General features: G+C 71.4%; 25 protein-coding genes. All 25 read left to right on the top strand.

Annotated elements, in window-relative coordinates:
* Positions 1–21 precede the first annotated feature (21 nt).
* The 25 genes from AW27_RS23710 to AW27_RS23590 all read left to right on the top strand — a co-directional run bounded on the left by AW27_RS23710 (position 22) and on the right by AW27_RS23590 (position 16,195).
* Positions 22–564: a hypothetical protein gene (locus tag AW27_RS23710; protein ID WP_304949904.1), complete on the top strand. Its 543-nt coding sequence runs from the start codon at positions 22–24 to the stop codon at positions 562–564.
* Positions 561–731 carry a hypothetical protein gene (locus tag AW27_RS23705; RefSeq protein WP_157840347.1) on the top strand — a complete coding sequence of 57 codons (171 nt, stop codon included), beginning with the start codon at positions 561–563 and terminating at the stop codon, positions 729–731. The genes AW27_RS23710 and AW27_RS23705 overlap by 4 nt, the downstream gene beginning before the upstream one ends.
* A gap of 10 nt (positions 732–741) precedes the next feature.
* The gene (locus tag AW27_RS23700; RefSeq protein ID WP_052031411.1) at positions 742–1,818 is read left to right on the top strand and encodes a WhiB family transcriptional regulator; all 1,077 of its coding nucleotides are present in this window, start codon (positions 742–744) and stop codon (positions 1,816–1,818) included.
* A 20-nt stretch (positions 1,819–1,838) separates the two neighbouring features.
* Positions 1,839–2,090 (top strand): hypothetical protein, encoded by a 252-nt coding sequence (locus tag AW27_RS23695; RefSeq protein ID WP_304949903.1) that lies wholly within the window; start codon positions 1,839–1,841, stop codon positions 2,088–2,090.
* Between the two features lie 22 nt (positions 2,091–2,112).
* The gene (locus AW27_RS23690) at positions 2,113–2,808 is read left to right on the top strand and encodes a hypothetical protein (RefSeq protein WP_304949902.1); all 696 of its coding nucleotides are present in this window, start codon (positions 2,113–2,115) and stop codon (positions 2,806–2,808) included.
* A complete protein-coding gene (locus tag AW27_RS23685; RefSeq protein ID WP_304949901.1) occupies positions 2,805–2,927 on the top strand; it encodes a hypothetical protein in 123 nt (40 codons plus the stop codon). Before AW27_RS23690 ends, AW27_RS23685 begins: the two co-directional genes overlap by 4 nt.
* On the top strand, positions 2,924–3,559 hold the full coding sequence (locus tag AW27_RS23680) for a hypothetical protein (RefSeq protein ID WP_052031412.1): 636 nt from the start codon (positions 2,924–2,926) through the stop codon (positions 3,557–3,559). The genes AW27_RS23685 and AW27_RS23680 overlap by 4 nt, the downstream gene beginning before the upstream one ends.
* A gap of 65 nt (positions 3,560–3,624) precedes the next feature.
* Positions 3,625–4,065 carry a helix-turn-helix domain-containing protein gene (locus AW27_RS23675; RefSeq protein WP_037930958.1) on the top strand — a complete coding sequence of 147 codons (441 nt, stop codon included), beginning with the start codon at positions 3,625–3,627 and terminating at the stop codon, positions 4,063–4,065.
* A complete protein-coding gene (locus AW27_RS23670; protein ID WP_078557244.1) occupies positions 4,062–4,898 on the top strand; it encodes a DNA adenine methylase in 837 nt (278 codons plus the stop codon). Before AW27_RS23675 ends, AW27_RS23670 begins: the two co-directional genes overlap by 4 nt.
* A 149-nt stretch (positions 4,899–5,047) precedes the next feature.
* On the top strand, positions 5,048–5,272 hold the full coding sequence (locus tag AW27_RS23665) for a MerR family transcriptional regulator (RefSeq protein WP_037930964.1): 225 nt from the start codon (positions 5,048–5,050) through the stop codon (positions 5,270–5,272).
* Positions 5,273–5,401: 129 nt separating this feature from the next.
* Complete coding sequence (locus AW27_RS23660; RefSeq protein ID WP_037930966.1) at positions 5,402–6,142, top strand: DNA-methyltransferase; 741 nt, start codon at positions 5,402–5,404, stop codon at positions 6,140–6,142.
* 593 nt (positions 6,143–6,735) lie between these two features.
* On the top strand, positions 6,736–7,218 hold the full coding sequence (locus AW27_RS23655) for a phage terminase small subunit P27 family (protein WP_037930999.1): 483 nt from the start codon (positions 6,736–6,738) through the stop codon (positions 7,216–7,218).
* Positions 7,219–7,233: 15 nt separating this feature from the next.
* Positions 7,234–9,045, top strand: a complete 1,812-nt coding sequence (locus AW27_RS23650) for a terminase large subunit (protein ID WP_052031413.1) — start codon at positions 7,234–7,236, stop codon at positions 9,043–9,045.
* A 16-nt stretch (positions 9,046–9,061) separates the two neighbouring features.
* Positions 9,062–9,244, top strand: coding sequence for a hypothetical protein (locus AW27_RS23645; protein WP_037930968.1), 183 nt, complete (start codon positions 9,062–9,064; stop codon positions 9,242–9,244).
* Positions 9,244–11,262, top strand: coding sequence for a phage portal protein (locus AW27_RS23640; RefSeq protein ID WP_052031414.1), 2,019 nt, complete (start codon positions 9,244–9,246; stop codon positions 11,260–11,262). Before AW27_RS23645 ends, AW27_RS23640 begins: the two co-directional genes overlap by 1 nt.
* 31 nt (positions 11,263–11,293) lie before the next feature.
* Positions 11,294–12,007, top strand: a complete 714-nt coding sequence (locus AW27_RS23635) for an HK97 family phage prohead protease (protein WP_037930969.1) — start codon at positions 11,294–11,296, stop codon at positions 12,005–12,007.
* Positions 12,008–12,028: 21 nt separating this feature from the next.
* Positions 12,029–13,219: a phage major capsid protein gene (locus tag AW27_RS23630; protein WP_037930972.1), complete on the top strand. Its 1,191-nt coding sequence runs from the start codon at positions 12,029–12,031 to the stop codon at positions 13,217–13,219.
* Between the two features lie 43 nt (positions 13,220–13,262).
* Complete coding sequence (locus AW27_RS23625; RefSeq protein WP_037930975.1) at positions 13,263–13,667, top strand: hypothetical protein; 405 nt, start codon at positions 13,263–13,265, stop codon at positions 13,665–13,667.
* Between the two features lie 13 nt (positions 13,668–13,680).
* A complete protein-coding gene (locus tag AW27_RS23620; protein ID WP_037930978.1) occupies positions 13,681–13,998 on the top strand; it encodes a hypothetical protein in 318 nt (105 codons plus the stop codon).
* Positions 13,998–14,579, top strand: coding sequence for a hypothetical protein (locus tag AW27_RS23615; protein WP_037930981.1), 582 nt, complete (start codon positions 13,998–14,000; stop codon positions 14,577–14,579). The genes AW27_RS23620 and AW27_RS23615 overlap by 1 nt, the downstream gene beginning before the upstream one ends.
* Positions 14,576–14,905 (top strand): head-tail adaptor protein, encoded by a 330-nt coding sequence (locus AW27_RS23610; protein WP_037930984.1) that lies wholly within the window; start codon positions 14,576–14,578, stop codon positions 14,903–14,905. The genes AW27_RS23615 and AW27_RS23610 overlap by 4 nt, the downstream gene beginning before the upstream one ends.
* A gap of 2 nt (positions 14,906–14,907) precedes the next feature.
* Complete coding sequence (locus AW27_RS23605; protein WP_037930987.1) at positions 14,908–15,243, top strand: hypothetical protein; 336 nt, start codon at positions 14,908–14,910, stop codon at positions 15,241–15,243.
* Positions 15,243–15,413 carry a hypothetical protein gene (locus tag AW27_RS23600; protein WP_157840348.1) on the top strand — a complete coding sequence of 57 codons (171 nt, stop codon included), beginning with the start codon at positions 15,243–15,245 and terminating at the stop codon, positions 15,411–15,413. The genes AW27_RS23605 and AW27_RS23600 overlap by 1 nt, the downstream gene beginning before the upstream one ends.
* A gap of 3 nt (positions 15,414–15,416) precedes the next feature.
* Positions 15,417–15,782 (top strand): HK97-gp10 family putative phage morphogenesis protein, encoded by a 366-nt coding sequence (locus AW27_RS23595; protein ID WP_052031415.1) that lies wholly within the window; start codon positions 15,417–15,419, stop codon positions 15,780–15,782.
* Entirely contained in the window at positions 15,779–16,195 is a 417-nt protein-coding gene (locus AW27_RS23590) for a DUF3168 domain-containing protein (RefSeq protein WP_236647905.1), read from the top strand. The genes AW27_RS23595 and AW27_RS23590 overlap by 4 nt, the downstream gene beginning before the upstream one ends.

The raw sequence follows: 16,195 nt of genomic DNA, 5'->3' as shown, positions 1-16,195 counted from the left end.
CGCACAGAAGGGACACAGCCCATGAGAGTCTCCGCCGCCGTCGTGATGCAGCTGCACCGCGACGGGTACAGCGACCAGCGGATCGCCGACCAGACCGGCGCCCCCCTGGCCGACGTCACCGCCATCATCGACACGCACAAGACCCTCGTCGCCCGCGGCAAGATCCCGCAGCCCGAGACGCCGCCGGCCGTCCCGAACGCGGTCGCGCTCCTCGCCTGGGGCACCAACCATCCGGCCGCCGCGGTCCGCCAGTACGCCGACCGTGCCCTGACCGCGCTGGAAGCCCTGCAGAACCGCCACCAGCACGAGGAAGAGCTCCTGCGCATCATCAGCCAGGTGGACGAGCTGCAGGAGCAGCTGAACCGGCTGAAGACGCGAGAGGCCGAACTCAAGGGCAAGGGCCGCACCACCAAGCCCCGTCCCGCGCCGGCCGCCCGGGACTACACCCCGGCCGAGGTCCGGTCCTGGGCGCAGCAGGCCGGGGTGGAATGCGCGCCGGTCGGCATCGTCCCGCAAACGGTCGTCGAGCAGTGGCGGGCCGCGACCGGACGGACAGCGCCGTGACCGGTGTCCCGGACGCCGCGCTGCTCGTCATCACCGCCGCCATCGAGGACCACCGCGTGATCACCCCGCCCGACCAGTCCACCCCGGCCGGCCTCGCCGAGTTCATCGCCGCCTACCTGATCGGCAGCGACTGGACCCTCACCGTCACCGCCCCGGCCAGCACCTGAGGAGGCCTTGATGTCGACCCTCGTCTCCAACCCCCGGTCCCGCCCGCACGCCGACACCGATCCGGCCACCGACTGGGCCGCGCTCGGCGCATGCGTCGGGAAACTGCAGGACTTCCATTCCAGCGACACCGCGGCCAAGGCCCTGTGCGCCGGCTGCCCGGTCAGGTTCCGCTGCCTCGACGAGGCCCTCCGGGAGGAAGGCACCACCCCACCCGGATACCGCTCGGACATCCGCGGAGGCCTCACCCCGAGCGAGCGCGCCGCCCTCTCCGGCTACCAGCGGCCCGCCGCCCCGACCGGCGGCCGGATCACCGGCGACATGGAGCAGGCCGAACGGCTGCTGCGCGAAGGCCTGCTGAGCAACGAAAAGGTCTCCGACGCCACCGGAGTGGGCCGCCACACCGTCAGCCAACTGCGCCGGGACCTGGGCCTGCCCACGCACGCCGACCTGCGGGGCACAACCCCGGCCGAGCGCCTCGCACATCGCACGCGCCCGGGGCCGGACGACCACCTGCTGTGGACCGGCGACGAGAGCACCGTCGTCGGCGGCCGCCGGGTCAAAGGCGTCCGCCTCGCCTTCGAGGTCGGCCACGGCCGGCTCCCGGACGGCACGGTCAAGAGGACATGCGACGTCGACAACTGCGTGGCCTGGCAGCACCTCACCGACCGGCAGCTGCGCGACGCCCAGGCCGCCGCCGCCCCGCCGGCGCCCGCCGTGCCCGCGCCCGTGGAGTACCTGTACGAGCTGTGGGACGCCAACTGGGACGACGGCCCCGCCGGCAACTACGAGATCCGCCGCCACCCCATCACGAAGAAGACCCCCCAGCGGATCAGCTTCACGTTCATGGGCAAGGCCAGCTACGTCGACCGGCAGCACATCGAAGCCCACGGCGAGGCCTACCACCGCCGGCTGCGGTGCCTGCTGTACCTGGCACCCCCGGAGCTCCCCACCCGCCCGGAACCCGCCTCCCTGCAGGCCCTCCGGCAGGCGATGGCCGACGCACACCCCGACCGCGGCGGAACCGACACGGCGTGCATGACCGCCCACACCGCCTACCAAGAAGCCCGCCGCCGCGCGAGCGCCTGACACCCACCCAGGAGACCCCAATGGCCACCGAACCCACCCCCGGCACCGTCTACCAGGCCCCGTTCGGCAGCACCGTCCTCGTCGCCGGCACCACGCCCACCCACATCACCGCCGTGCCCGTCGCGACGCCGCGTGGCTGGTGCCGTAGCCGGGGTGCCCACACCGTAAGTGACGTCCGCGTGACCGCGCCGCGGGGCGGAACCGCCGCCATCTCGATCACCCGCCGCACCTTCGCCCAGTACCAGCCCGTGGGCATCGCCCGGCCCGCCTGACCCCACCAACGGAGGCACCACCGTGTACCCCACCCTGTTCACAACCCCCGGCCTCGCCAAGTTCGCCGAGGAGCTCGACGCCGAGCGCCGCCGACAGCTCCAGAAGTGGGGCGACCAGCGGCACCGCGACGGCACCAGCACCGGCAACGCCACCTGGGCGCAGGAAGCCCTCGCCCAGTGCCAGCACGCCGCCGACGAGGACGCCCTCACCTGGGGCCACATCCTCTACGAGGAGTTCACCGAGGTCATGGCCGAGACCGACGCGGCCCGGCTGCGCGCCGAGCTGATCCAGGTTGCTGCGGTGTGTGCGGCCTGGGTGTCCGACCTCGACCGGCGGCCGCAGGACGGAGCGCAGGCCGACGCGACCACCCCGGGCGCCGAGTCGGGCCCGCAACCCCGCCGCTTCTACCTGAACCGCCACACGGACGTCTCCGGCATCTCCGGGACGGGAGTGGTCGCCGACGGCGTGCTGTGGCCCGACGGGACCGCGTCCGTCCGCTGGCGCGGCGACCACCCCAGCGTCGTCTTCTGGGACCGCGGCCAGCTCAGCGTCGATCACGTCCACGGGCACGGCGGCGCCACCGAGATCGTGTGGCTCGACGAGCCGCTCCCGCCCAAGCCCGCCGCCTACACGCTCCACATCGACCCCGCCCCGCTCACCGAGACGATCCGCACCATCGTCCGCCGCGGGCCCGGCGAAGCAGGGATGACCCAGTGACCGACCTCCTCAAGTTCTTCATCGCCTGGTGCGCGGTCAGCGGCCTCGCCGGCCTCGTCCTCGGCTACCTCGGCTACCGCGCCAGCCGCACCCGATCGACCCGCCGGAGCAACCGATGAACGTCTGCCTGTGCCGCACCGAGCTGCAGGACGGCCACCTGTGCACGCGCTGCCGGAACGCCACTGCGGGCCGCCTGCGCCGACTGCCCGTCCTCTACCGGCTCCTGCAGCCCGAACTCCAGCCCGCCGCCGGCTCCCCCTCGTATGGGCGGGTGCGCCTCGTCGAGGCGCCGATGCCCGCGATGGGCCTCGTTCTCAGCCTGCGTGGCCCGGGCGGCATCGTGAGCGTCCTGGAGGACTGGTGGTCCGCGATGCAGGCCTCCCGCTGCGGGTCGGCGCCCGTCATCACCGGGACGTACGACGAGCGCGCCATCCGGGCCGCCAAGCAGCTGACCTTCCACCTCGACTACGTGGCCGAGTGGGAGCAGGGCACGCAGCTGGCGCGCGAGATCCGGTCGCTCGACGAAACGGCCATGGACATCGTCTGCCCGCACGACACCCTCGAACGCGGAACCCTGCTCGGCCCCTGCCCCGCCGAGCAGGTCGACGGCACCGTGTGCGGGGCCACCCTGCGCCACTACCGCAGCAGCATGCGCCGGGTCACCTGCCCCTGGTGCAGCTCCGTGTACCCCATGCACTCCTGGGCCCGCCTGAAGGCCTGGATCGACCACGACGAGCACGACGCCGCCTGACCACCACGCCGGGCCCGCGCACGGCGCACGGGCCCGGCCCCACCGATGCGCCAGGACCACCCCACATGAGCCAGGAACCCACCTACATGAGCCACCACAAGCAGAAGGTGGAAGACCGCCGCGCCGCCGTCGCACGACTGACAGCAGCTGGCGCATCCGCCAGACGCATCGCTGACGAACTGGGCGTATCCAAGGACACCGTGCTCCGCGACAGAGCCGCCAACGGTGCGCCACCTGCCACGGACCGGCGTGCCCTCTTCCGCGCCAAGGCAGGTCAGGCAGCGGACGCCATGGAGCAACTGCGCGCTGCGGTGATTGCGACACAGGCCGCACGGCCCGCCTACCAGATCCTCGTCGACGACGACACCGCGGCGCAGTGGCTCACCCAGCTGCGCCAGGACGCCGCGGCGCTGGCCGCCGTCGCAGACAGCTTCCGCGACTACTACCCCCACCTCACACACCCGCCTGCGTCCGTTGCGCCATGCCCATGCCAGGAGGCTCCGTGAAATCGCCCGTGCCGTACTTCGGCAGCAAGCAGCGACTGGCCCCCTGGATCGTGTCGCTGCTGCCCGCCCACGAGCACTACGTTGAGCCTTTCGCCGGCGGCCTGTCCGTCCTCCTCGCCAAGGCGCCATCCCGCATGGAGACCGTCAACGACCTCGACGGCGAACTCATGACCTTCTGGCGTGTCCTCCGCGACCGACCCACTGAGCTCCTGCGCGCATGCATGCTCACGCCTCACTCCCGCGCCGAGCTCGCCGCCACCTGGGACCCGACCGAGGACGAGCTCGAACTCGCACGCCGTATCTGGTGTCGCCTTGCACAGGGACGATCCGGCACTCTGCGAAACACCGGCTGGCGCCACTACATCGACCCCTCCGGGTCCAGTACCTCGATGCCGGGTTACCTCGATGCCTACGCCGACCGCCTTGCCGCATCTGCCGAACGCCTGCGGAGCGTGTCACTTGAGGCTCTACCCGCGCTCGACGTCATCGGCCGGTACGGCGCCCGTAAGAGCGTGCTGCTGTACGTCGACCCCCCATACCTCGGCACAACTCGCGGCTGGGGCAACAACTACCGATGTGAGATGAAGACCGACCAGCAGCATCGAGACCTTGCGCACGCTCTCCGGCAAGCCACCGCCACAGTCGTCCTGTCCGGCTACGACAGCCCGCTGTACGCGGACCTGTACGCCGACTGGCACCGATACGAGCAGCAAACTACGACCGGCAACGCCAAGACGACGACGGCGCGCATCGAAACGGTCTGGGCAAACCGTCCCTTGGCCGCCCAGGACGGGCTGTGGCCTGCCGCCCTGCTGCGCCCAGAGAGCGACTGATTGTCAGACCCCACCCGTACCGTCGAGGCATCCCACCAGCGTCCGCAGGGCTGCTGACGCTACTCGGGACCAGGCCCCGCCCGATCACACATCGGGCGGGGCATCCTGCCGTTCGCGCGGCCGTCCGCTGTTCGGTGACACTGATCCACATGGAGTACCTCGCCCTACCCCCCGGACTGGTCACCACCACCACGGCCGCCCTCGCCTGCGGGGTGCAACCGGCGACCGTGCGCGACTGGGTACGCCGCGGCCTCCTACCCCGGGCCGGCGGCACACCCAAGCGGCCCATCTACCGCCTGCAGGACGTCCTCGCCGCCCATGCTGCGCCCAAGCCGAGCAGGCCCGGGCAGAGGGCCACTGATCATGTGGCTTGACACTCGAACAACCACGCGCCACGATTTGCGCGTACAGCCATGCCCAAACGCAGGCTGACCAGGACACACGAGGCCCCGACCACAGCATCACGGTCGGGGCCTTCGCCGTGCCCCTGCCAGAGGAGGACCATGAGCGAATGGACGATGCACACCGGCGACGCCCTGCTGACCCTTCCGACACTCACGAACCCTGTCGATGCCGTGATCTGTGATCCGCCGTACAACAGCGGCGGGCGAACGATGACCGAGCGCACGACCCGCACAGCCCGGGAGAAGTACCTCTCGGCGGCAGGGCGCAACCACGGCGCCGACCTTGGCGACTTCACCGGGGACAATCGTGATCAGCGCAGCTATCTGGCCTGGCTGTCGCTGATTCTTACCGAGTGCCACCGGCTCACCCAGCCTGGCGGTGCCGTCCTCGTCTTCTCGGACTGGCGTCAACTCCCCATCACGACCGATGCTCTGCAAGCAGCCGGCTACACCTGGCGGGGCGTCGCGGTGTGGCGAAAGCCGATCGCCCGACCGCAGCCTGGCCGTCTCCGCCAGGAGTGCGAGTTCATCGCCTGGGGCACCAAGGGCGCCGTGATCCCGGGCCCCGCCCCGGTCTACCTGCCCGGCCACTTCAGCGGCAGCCAGCCCCGCGGCGGCCAGCGACTGCACATCACGCAGAAGCCCTTGGCCGTCATGACCGAGCTGGTCCGCATCGTGCCTGAAGGCGCAACGGTCCTCGATCCGTTCGCAGGATCAGGCACCACCGGAGTAGCCGCGGTGTCAACGAACCGCCGCTTCATCGGCATCGAGCAGTCGCCGACGTACGCAGACATCGCCCGAACACGTCTGCAACACGCCGACCTCCAGCTCAGCACGTGATCACGTGCCGACGGCCATGCACGAGAGGCTGAGGAGCTGACGTGCCCACGCGCGCACCGCGACGCTGCACGACGCCAGGCTGCCCACGTACGCCTGTACAGGGCACGGCGAAGTGCCAGGAGTGCACACGGCCCAGGGCGCGCCCCTCCCCCTCCTCGCAGGGCTACGGCCGTGAGCACGAGCGTCGGTTCCGTGACGCCGTGCTGCGCCGTGACCCGTCGTGTGTGTGCGAGGAGGAGGAGCACGGTCATGACGGAGAGTGCGGTCGGCCGAGCGTGCACGCCGACCATCACCCCCTGTCGAAGCGTGAGCTCGTCGCGCGTGGGCTCGATGATCACGACCCTCGGCGTGGCCGCGGGCTGTGCCACTCGTGCCACAGCAAGGTCACCGCGAAGCACCAGCCAGGCGGCTGGAACCAGCGTGGTCCGGCCTACTGACCTGCATTGTTACGTTCGGTGAGGGGGAGGGGGGCCTGAAATCCCTGGCCCGGGGCCCCGCGGAACGCGGGGGGGAGTCCCCTCTCGCGCTGCCAGGTTTCGGGATCCGCCGTATCGGGCCGCCGTATGTGACGCTATGTGACTGTGGGGGTGATCATGGGACGGCGTGGACCGGCTCCCAAGCCGACCGCTCTGCGGGTCCTGCACGGCGACCGTGCGGACCGCATCAACAAGGACGAGCCGCAGCCCTCCGAGCTCGGCGTCGAGGCCCCGGGCTGGCTGTCGGACGCGGCCCTGGAGGTGTGGGAGACCCTCGCCGATGACCTGACCGCCAAGGGGGTGCTGACGGCGTGGGACGTCGAGGCGTTCGCGAACTGGTGCGACGCGGTGGCCCGCCGGCGCGACGCGGCCGGGCACGTCGAGACCGAGGGCGCCGTGACGGAGCAGCCGGTGTTCAACAAGAACGGCGAGCAGACCGGCGTCCGGCTGGCCAAGTCCCCCTGGCTGATGGCGCTGGACGCCGCCGACGCCCAGGTCCAGCGCTACGGCGCCCGCTTCGGGCTCACCCCTTCCGACCGTGCGCAGTTGAAGATCGGCGGGCAGGACAACCCGGCCGGAGCGGAGCGGCTCCTGTCCTGACCGTACGGAGGCGCGATGACCGCCGGGACCACGACCCGCCGCCCGGCCCGCAGCAAGGCCGCCGCCCGCCCGCCCGGCCGGCGCCGGACGCTCACGTTCAACCACCACAAGCGGCCGCGGCCGGCGTCGCGCAAGGGCGGCCGCTGCGGGTACACCCTCGACGGCAAGACGTGCGCCCGGTCGGGCGCGCACTACTGCGAGCCGCGCGCGGACCGCGTGGTGAAGTTCTTCGCCGAGCTCCTGGTCCACCCCGCCGGCGCGCTGGCGAACACCCGGTTCACGCTGGCGCCGTGGCAGGAGCACGAGATCATCCGGCCTCTCTTCGGAGAGGTGATCTGGTCGGACCAGTGGGGCTGTTACGTGCGCCGCTACTCGCGGGCCACGATCGTGATGGCCCGCAAGAACGGCAAGAGCGCCCTGCTGTCGGGGATCGCGCTGTACATGCTGTGCGGGGACGGGGAGGAGTCCGCCGAGGTCTACGGTGCGGCCGCCAACACCCGCCAGGCGGGCAAGGTGTTCGAGCCCTGCTCCAAGATGGTCAAGAAGTCGCCGGTCCTGGCGGGCTCGATCCAGCACATCAAGAACATCCGCCGGCTGGTGTACGAGGCCAGGAGCTCGCACTACGAGGTCATCACCTCGGATGCGGACAACGAGCTCGGGCACTCCCCGCACTGCTTCATCCTCGATGAGGTGCTGTCGCAGCCGGACGGCACGCTGTGGGAAGCGATGGTCACCGGCGCCGGTGCCCGGACGCAGCCGCTGATGCTGGCCATCACGACCGAGACCTCCGATCAGGCGAGCTTCGGCGCCGACTTCATCGACGACGCCGACCGGGTGATGGAGAACCCGGCGCGGGCGTGGCACCACTTCGCGTACGTGCGGAAGATGCCGCGCAAGCAGGACGAGCTGGACCGGCTGCATCGGCTCTTCCCCGGCCGCCCCGACCTGCCCGTCTCCCTGGATCCCTTCGACGAGGCGAACTGGTACTGGCCCAACCCCGCGCTGGGGACGTTCCTGGCGATCCAGGCCCTGCGGGTGGACGCCGCGGAGGCCGCGAGCAAGCTGGCCAAGCTCAACAGCTTCATGCAGTTCCGCCTGAACCAGCGGGTCTCGCAGATCAGCCGCTGGATCCCGATGGATCTGTGGGTGGCCTCCGCCCGGGAGATCGCCCCGACCCCCGGCTGGATCGCCGGCCGCCACGAGGGACAGCGCTGCTGGGGCGGGCTGGACCTGTCCTCGAAACTCGACCTGACCGCGTGGTCGCTGCTCTTCCCCAACGGGGAGGTGTTGTGGCGGCTGTGGGCGCCGGAGTCGGTGGCCGATCACCTCGACGGCTTCACCGACGGGAAGTTCTCCGAGTGGGCCCGGGACGGATGGGTGACGCTGACCGACGGCGACACCATCGACTACGACCGGATCTACGACGACATCGAGACCGACCACCAGCTCTACCGGATCGTCGACATCACCTACGACAAGTGGTCGGGTGAGCCGGTCCGGCAGGAGATCGCCAAGCGGACCCGCCTGAAGATGGTGGAGTCCGACACCACGTACACGCGGATGACCCCGCCGATGGCCGAGCTGATGCGCCGGATGAAGGCGCACGAACTGGCTCACTACGGCCACCCCGTCATCGAGTGGATGGCCGACGCCATCGAGTGCAAGAGCCCCCGCGACGACCCGGACCGTATCCGGCCGGTCAAGCCGGCCCGTGACAAGTCCGGCAAGCGCATCGACGGCATGCTCTCGCTGCTGTTCGCCATCGACGGCGCCATGCGCGGCATGCCCGCACCGTCCATCTACGAATCGCAGGGCATGGCCCTCTGACCCCTACGGAGGCCCCATGGACCGCTGGGACGTCCTCGGCCTGGCCGGCGTCGCGCTGCTCGGCGGCGGCCTGTTCCTCCTCGCTCCCTGGCTGGGCATCGCCGTTGCCGGCGCCGTGCTCCTGGCCGTCGGCCTCGGCGGCGCCATCGCCGCTGAACGCAGGCCCGCCCCGGCGGCCGAGCAGGACGGGGGCGCCTGATGGGTTTCCTGCGCCAGGCCGTACGCGCCACGGCCGGCCCGCTGTCGGGGGTGGCCACCCCGGAGAAGTGGGTGGAGGACTGGTTCCGCGGCGGCTCCGCTAACAGCGCGGGCATCCGCGTCGACCACGACACCGCCCTGACGTACTCGCCGTACTTCGCCGGTGTGCGGGTCCTCTCCGAAGACCTCGCCGGGCTGCCCCTGCACCTGTACGAGCGGCTCGCCCCCCGCGGCAAGAGCCGGGCCCGGGCGCACTCGCTGTACTCCCTGCTGCACGACCAGCCCAACCCGATGATGTCCTCGGTGCAGCTGCGCGAGACGCTGCAGGCCCACGCGATCACGTGGGGCAACGGCGTCGCCCAGCTGGTGACGCACCCGCGGACCGGGGTGATCGAGGAGATTTGGCCGCTGCGCCCGGACCGGCTGCGGATCTGCGTGCGCCGCACCGGTGTCGGCGCCTTCGAGCGGGTCTACCAGTACCGCGACGAGGTCAACGGCATCAACGCCACGCTGATGGCGGATGAGGTCCTGCACGTCGCCGGGCTCGGCTTCGACGGGATCCGCGGGTACGACGTCGTGCAGCTCGCCGCGAACGCCATCGGTCTCGGCCTGGCCACCGAGCACCACGGCGCGAAGTTCTTCTCCAACGGGTCGGCGCCGGGCGGCGCCCTCTCCCACCCGGGGAACCTCTCCCCCGAGGCCCGCAAGCGCATGGCCGCCGACTGGGAGAACATCCACTCCGGGATCGACCGGGCGCACCGCGTCGCCATCCTCGAGGAGGGCGTGACCTGGACGCAGGTCGGCATCCCCAACGATTCCGCGCAGTTCCTGGAGACCCGCAAGCTGCAGGTGACCGAGCTGGCCCGCTGGCTGCGGCTGCCCTCCCACAAGATCCAGGACCTGGAACGGGCCACGTTCTCCAACATCGAGCAGCAGCAGCTCGACTACGTCACCAGCGCGCTGAACATCTGGATCGTGCGGTGGGAGCAGGCGATCACCACCCAGCTGCTGCTCCCCGAGGAGCGCGAGCGGTACTTCGCCGAGCACCTGGTGGACTCGCTGCTGCGCGGCGATACCCTCGCCCGCTACCAGGCCTACGCGATCGGCCGTCAGTGGGGCTGGCTGTCCGCCAACGACATCCGCGACCGGGAGAACGAAAACCCGGTGGAAGGCGGCGACGACTACCTCGTCCCGATGAACATGATCCCCGCCGGGCGCGCGCGGACCCGCGAGGACCGGGCCGCGTTCCGGCGGGCGAGGATGCTCACCGGCCGGGGCGGCGTTGTGCGGGCCTCGCTCGCCGAGCAGTACGGCGAGAAGATCCGCGCCTGCGACGAGAAGATCGCCGCGCTGGAGGCGGAGAAGGTCGGCGCGCTGCTCGCCGAGCACCTCGACCCGCAGCGCGCCCGGGAGGCCCGCTCGGTGTCGGCGTTCCTCGCCGGGCTCGGCACCCTGTACGCGGCGGAGGGGCCGATCGCCGAGGCCCTGGCTGGGTTGTGGCTGCCGCTGTTCACCGCGTACGCCGGCGACGTCGCCGAGGACGCGGCGGCCGAGGTGGGGCACGAGGACGGCGTCGACCTGTCGGTGTGGGCGCGCGCCTACACCCTGGCCCACGTCGCCTACCAGGTCGCCTCCAGCCTCGGCCAGCTGTCGAAGATCACGCAGGCGAAGGAGACTCCGGAGGACATCGTCGCCGGGGTCCTGGATCGGCTTGAGAAGTGGCAGACGGAGCGGCCGGAGAGGACGGCCCGCTGGGAGACCAGCCAGCTGCCCAACGCGGCCGCGCGTGAGACGTGGAAGGCGGCCGGCGTCACCCAGGTGAAGTGGGTCGCCCGCGGGTCCGCGCACTGCCCGTACTGCACCAAGCTCGACGGGACCGTCCGGGAGATCGACCTGCCGTTCGTCGCCAAGGGCGACGAAGTCGAGGGCGACGAGGAGAACTCCGCGCTCGTCGCCAAGCGGGACACCTTCCATCCGCCGGTGCACCCCGGCTGCGACTGCGAGCTGGTGCCCGTATGACCCACACCACCACGACACCCCGGAGGGGCAGATGACGCGGCACTACCTGCGCGGCTACGTGCTGCGCGCCGACGACAAGGCAGACGAGACCGAGGACGAGACGAAGCCGCTACGGATCATCGCGGCGACCGCCGGCCGCAAGGGCGACGGCCTCAACCTCACGATGGAGGGCGCCGACCTAGGCCGGTTCCATTCCAACCCGGTCGTCGGGTACGGCCACCAGTATTGGGGCCGCGAGAGCCTGCCGATCGGCCGCTCCGACAAGACGTGGATCGACGGCGAGAAGCTGATGATGGACGTCTCCTTCGACCAGGAGGACGACTTCGCGCGGAAGGTTGAGCGTAAGTACCGCGGCGGCTACCTCAACGCGTTCAGCATCGGTTTCGACGTGTGGGACGTCGACGACTCCGGCACGCCCCGCGGCTGGGAGCTATTCGAGGTCTCCGCGGTCCCCCTGCCGATGGACCCCAACGCCGTCGTCGAGTCCGGCCGCGAGTTCGCCCTGGCCCGCGCGCTCGGCCTCGACCCCGCCGACGTCGTCGCCCGCGCGGGCGCCGTGCTGTCCAAGAAGAACAAGGGCCTCGTCGAGAACGCGATCACCGCGCTGCAGGAGCTCCTCGACTCCGCGGCCAAGGACGAGGACGACGACACCGGCCGCTCCCTCACCACCGTCCCCGCCCCGGCCGCTCCGGCCGCCTTCGACCCGGCTCTTGCGGCGCGCCGTCGCCGCCTCGCCGGCATCTGACCCCACCCCGAGAGGAACACCGTGAACATCAGGGAACTGCGCGCCAAGCGCACCAAGCTCGGCGCCGATGCCGCGGCCATCATGGACGCGGCCACCGCCGCCTCCCGCAACATGACCGTCGAGGAGGAGACCGCGTTCGACAACCTCCTCGAGGAGCGCGACCAGCTCGACGCCACCATCGAGCGCGCCGTGCGGCTGCGCGAGGAGGACCGGCAGGAGGGCGCCCGCCAGGAGCCCGAGCCGGGCACCGGCGACGCGGAGGCGATGGGCGCGCTGCGCGCCTACTTCCTCGGCGGCCGCACCGCCCTCACCCCGGCGCAGGCGCGCGCGCTCAACGCGGGCAACGACCCCGAGGGCGGCTACCTCCTCCCGCCGATGGAGTGGGTCAACCAGCTCATCCAGCGCGTCGACGACGCCGTCCCGCTGCGCGGCCTGGCCACCATCCGGCAGCTGCGCATGGCCGAGTCCCTCGGCGTGCCCACCCTGGACACCGACCTGAGCGACGCCGAGTGGACCACCGAGGTCGGCACCGGCAGCCAGGACGACAGCCTGCGTTTCGGCCGGCGCGAGCTCGACCCGAACCCGCTCGCCAAGCGGGTGAAGGTCTCCCGCAAGCTGATGCGGCTGACGACCGGCAAGGCCGAGGACATCGTCCGCGACCGCATGGCCTACAAGTTCGGCGTGACGCAGGAGAAGGCGTACATGACCGGCGACGGCAACAAGAAGCCGCTGGGCCTTTTTACCGCCAGCAGCGACGGCATCTCCACCGGCCGGGATGTCAACTCCGGGTCCGCGACCGGGTTCACCGCCAACGGCCTGATCGACGCCAAGTACACGCTCAAGGCCGGGTACTGGAACGCGGCGCGGTGGCTGTTCCACCGCGACGGCCTCAAGGCGATCCGCAAGCTGAAGACGACGACAGACGAGCAGTACGTGTGGCAGCCCGGGCTCGCCTCGGACCGCCCGGACACCATCCTCGACGTGCCGTACGTCATCTCGGAGTGGGCGCCGAACACGTTCACCGACGGCCTGTACGGCGGCATGATCGCCGACTTCTCCTACTACTGGATCGCCGAGGCCCTCGGCCTGGAGATCCAGCGGCTGAACGAGCTGTACGCCGAGACCGACCAGATCGGGTTCATCGGCCGCCAGGAGCTCGACGCCATGCCGGTCCTGGAAGAGGCCTTCGTCCGGGTCAAGTGCGCCAACTGACTGGCGCGCCCACCTCCATCCCTCCAGCAGAAAGGGCATCGGCATGAGCCGGGACCTGAAGAACAACGTGTCGGTGGCGCAGTCACTGGCACCCGCCGCGCGGACCGCGGCCGCCGACGGCGCGGCCGTCGACCTGACGGGCTACGGCAGCGCCACCGTCGTCATCGACGCGGGCACCGCGACGGGCACCTCCCCGTCCTTCACCTTCGAGGTGCAGGAGTCCGACACCACCACCTCCGGTGACTTCACCGCCGTGGCGGACGCCGACCTCGACGGCACCGAGCCCGTCATCACCGACGCCAACGACGAGGCCGTCTACAAGGTCGGCTACCGGGGCCGCAAGCGGTACCTGCGCGTCACCATCGAAGCCGTCGGCGGTACCTCGACGCCGACGCTGCCCTGCACCGGCCTGGTCCTGCGCGGCAGCCCGCGCAAGGCCCCGAAGTAGAGGCGGCCCGGGTATGCGACGCGTCACCCTGCACACCCTGTACGCGGGCCCCGAGCGGTCGGTGGCGGCCGGGCAGACCGCCGAGTTCGAGGCGCAGGAGGCTGCCCGTCTCGTCGACGGCGGGTTCGGCGTCTACGCCGACGAGCCCCGCCGCAAGGCGCCGGCCGAGGAGCCGGTGGAGAAGCCGGTGGAGAAGATGACCGCGGCCGAGTTGCAGGCGTACGCGGCCGAGCACGGCATCGACCTCAGCGGCGCCAAGACCAAGGCCGAGGTCCTGGCCGCCGTCATGGCCGCTGTCGAGGCGGCCCGCGGGGCAGAGGCCGACGCCTGATGGCCGGAGCCACGGCCGCCGACCTGCGGGCGTGGCTGCGCCTGCCGGAGGCCTTCACCGACGACGAGACAGCCACCGCCGAACTCCTCCTCGGCCTCGCCCGGGGCGTCATCGAGGAGGAGGCCGGCCAGCTCCTGGAGTCTTCCACCGACACCGTCGTCCTCGACGGCCCCACCGTCGACTCCTCCCCGTACCAGTCCGCGGCACGATCCCCCCGGCTGGTCCTGCCCCGGTGGCCGGTCACCGCCGTGCACACGGTCACCGAGGACGGCGAGGAGCTCACGCACGGCCCGGCCGCCGACTACACGTGGTCGGCGTCCGGGATCCTCACCCGCCGCGGCGCCTGCTGGCCGTCCGGGGACCAGGTCGTCGAGGTCACCTACACCGCCGGTTTCCTCGTTATGCCGACCGGGCTGAAACGGATCGAGCTGCGACTGGCCGCGGCTGGCTGGACCAACCCCGAGCTCCTCGCCTCCGAGTCGCTCGGCGACCACTCCCGCAGCTTCGCCGCCGAGCTCCTCGGCATGGAACTGACCAAGGCCGAGCTGCGGACCATCGCCGCCTACCGGGCCCGGACATGATCAGCCGCTGGCTCAACCGCGGCCTGCAGGTGTGGCGCCCGCACACCACCGCCGACGACATCGGCGGCCAGGACGTCACCCTCGTCCGCCAGGACGACGACGTCCGCGCCAAGGTCGACCAGCCCAGCGCCGCCGAGCGGACTCTGGCCATGCAGGCCGGCGCCGAACACACCCACACCGTGTACCTGCTCCCGTCCGCCGACGTCGCCCGCGGCGACGAGCTCCGCGGCCGCGGCCAGGTCCTCAAAGTGCTGGCCGTCGCCGAGCCCTCCTCCACCCGCTACCGGCGGGCCGAGTGCAAGCTCATCGAACCCGAAGGAACCTGATCATGGCTGCTCTGAGCCTGCACGCGCTGCCCGTCGACGGCGGCGCATCCCTGACCGACAACCTGACCGCGGCCGAGGCCGGCGGGGACACCGCGCCCACCGGAACGGGCCGGTTCCTCGTCGTCGCCAACGGATCCGGCGGATCCATCACCGCCACCCTCGCCACCCCCGGAACCGTCTCCGGCCTCGACATCGACGACGCCGCCGTGGTCGTCGCCGCCGGGAAGACCTCGATCATCCCGCTCTCCCGGGCGTTCGCCGGCGCCAACGGCCGCGCCGCCATCACCTACAGCGCCGTCACCAGCCTCACCGTCGGCGCCTTCGAACTGGGCACCTGATGACCACCCCCGACCCGCGGCCGCCGCTCCCGCCGGAACCGCGCGAGTGCATCGCCCACGCCGTACGCAACGCCGAGACCGGCAGCACCGGCCACGCCACAGCGTGGGCGCTCATCGCCATCGCCACCGAGCTCGGCGCGATCCGCCGCGAGCTCCGCAAGGGGAGGTAGCCCATGCCGGTCACCGCGCGGATCCTCGGCGCCGACCGTCTGCAGGTCGACCTCGACCAGCTCGACGAGACCATCATCACCGCCCTCAAGAAGGCCGTACGCGAGGCCGCGGAGGCGGTCCGCGACGACACCAAGGCCACCGTCCCGCGCGCCAGCGGGCACCTGCAGGAGCACGTCGACATCCGCTACGAGAACGACGGGCTGACCGCCGAGGTCGGCTGGTTCGACGACGAGTCGTACTACGCCACCTACCTCGAGAACGGCACCCGCTCCCGCCCGGCCCGGCCCTCCCTCGGCCCCGCCCTCGAACGCGAACGCGGCCGCTACCGGGCCCGCCTCACCGAGGAAGTCCGGCGGGTCCTGCGGTGAGCGACGCACCCTCCGCGCTGGGGCCCGTACAGGCGGCCGTGTACGCGCGCCTGACGGGCGACGAGGAACTCATGACGCTCATCACCGGCGTCTACGACTACGTGTCGGAGACGGCCGCCTACCCGTACGTCGTGATCGGTGAGGGCACTGAGGTCCCCGACAACCGGCACGGCGGTTTCGGCCGGGAGACGGTGGCGGCCCTGCACGTGTGGAGCCGGCACCGCGGGCACGGGCCCGGGCTGCGGATCGCCGCCCGGGTCACCGCGCTCCTCGATCACCGGCCCCTCACCGTCGAGGGCCTGCACCACGTGAGCACGCGGTTCGAGTTCTCCCAGACCCTCACCGACCCGGAACCGCCCGGGGACATCCGGCACATCCCGATGCGGTTCCGCATCACCACCGAACAGGAGTAG

Source organism: Streptomyces sp. PCS3-D2 (assembly GCF_000612545.2).
GTDB lineage: Bacteria > Actinomycetota > Actinomycetes > Streptomycetales > Streptomycetaceae > Streptomyces.
The sequence above is the reverse complement of the archived record's forward strand: the minus strand, read 5'-3'. Positions and strand labels throughout refer to the sequence as shown.

Excerpts from the sequence above, each read along its gene's own strand:
- AW27_RS23710 (WP_304949904.1), top strand. The coding sequence starts at position 22 with ATGAGAGTCTCCGCCGCCGTCGTGATGCAGCTGCACCGCGACGGGTAC.
- AW27_RS23700 (WP_052031411.1), top strand. The coding sequence starts at position 742 with ATGTCGACCCTCGTCTCCAACCCCCGGTCCCGCCCGCACGCCGACACC.
- AW27_RS23695 (WP_304949903.1), top strand. The coding sequence starts at position 1,839 with ATGGCCACCGAACCCACCCCCGGCACCGTCTACCAGGCCCCGTTCGGC.
- AW27_RS23680 (WP_052031412.1), top strand. The coding sequence starts at position 2,924 with ATGAACGTCTGCCTGTGCCGCACCGAGCTGCAGGACGGCCACCTGTGC.
- AW27_RS23675 (WP_037930958.1), top strand. The coding sequence starts at position 3,625 with ATGAGCCAGGAACCCACCTACATGAGCCACCACAAGCAGAAGGTGGAA.
- AW27_RS23665 (WP_037930964.1), top strand. The coding sequence starts at position 5,048 with ATGGAGTACCTCGCCCTACCCCCCGGACTGGTCACCACCACCACGGCC.
- AW27_RS23660 (WP_037930966.1), top strand. The coding sequence starts at position 5,402 with ATGAGCGAATGGACGATGCACACCGGCGACGCCCTGCTGACCCTTCCG.
- AW27_RS23655 (WP_037930999.1), top strand. The coding sequence starts at position 6,736 with ATGGGACGGCGTGGACCGGCTCCCAAGCCGACCGCTCTGCGGGTCCTG.
- AW27_RS23650 (WP_052031413.1), top strand. The coding sequence starts at position 7,234 with ATGACCGCCGGGACCACGACCCGCCGCCCGGCCCGCAGCAAGGCCGCC.
- AW27_RS23645 (WP_037930968.1), top strand. The coding sequence starts at position 9,062 with ATGGACCGCTGGGACGTCCTCGGCCTGGCCGGCGTCGCGCTGCTCGGC.
- AW27_RS23640 (WP_052031414.1), top strand. The coding sequence starts at position 9,244 with ATGGGTTTCCTGCGCCAGGCCGTACGCGCCACGGCCGGCCCGCTGTCG.
- AW27_RS23635 (WP_037930969.1), top strand. The coding sequence starts at position 11,294 with ATGACGCGGCACTACCTGCGCGGCTACGTGCTGCGCGCCGACGACAAG.
- AW27_RS23625 (WP_037930975.1), top strand. The coding sequence starts at position 13,263 with ATGAGCCGGGACCTGAAGAACAACGTGTCGGTGGCGCAGTCACTGGCA.
- AW27_RS23620 (WP_037930978.1), top strand. The coding sequence starts at position 13,681 with ATGCGACGCGTCACCCTGCACACCCTGTACGCGGGCCCCGAGCGGTCG.
- AW27_RS23615 (WP_037930981.1), top strand. The coding sequence starts at position 13,998 with ATGGCCGGAGCCACGGCCGCCGACCTGCGGGCGTGGCTGCGCCTGCCG.
- AW27_RS23610 (WP_037930984.1), top strand. The coding sequence starts at position 14,576 with ATGATCAGCCGCTGGCTCAACCGCGGCCTGCAGGTGTGGCGCCCGCAC.
- AW27_RS23605 (WP_037930987.1), top strand. The coding sequence starts at position 14,908 with ATGGCTGCTCTGAGCCTGCACGCGCTGCCCGTCGACGGCGGCGCATCC.
- AW27_RS23600 (WP_157840348.1), top strand. The coding sequence starts at position 15,243 with ATGACCACCCCCGACCCGCGGCCGCCGCTCCCGCCGGAACCGCGCGAG.
- AW27_RS23595 (WP_052031415.1), top strand. The coding sequence starts at position 15,417 with ATGCCGGTCACCGCGCGGATCCTCGGCGCCGACCGTCTGCAGGTCGAC.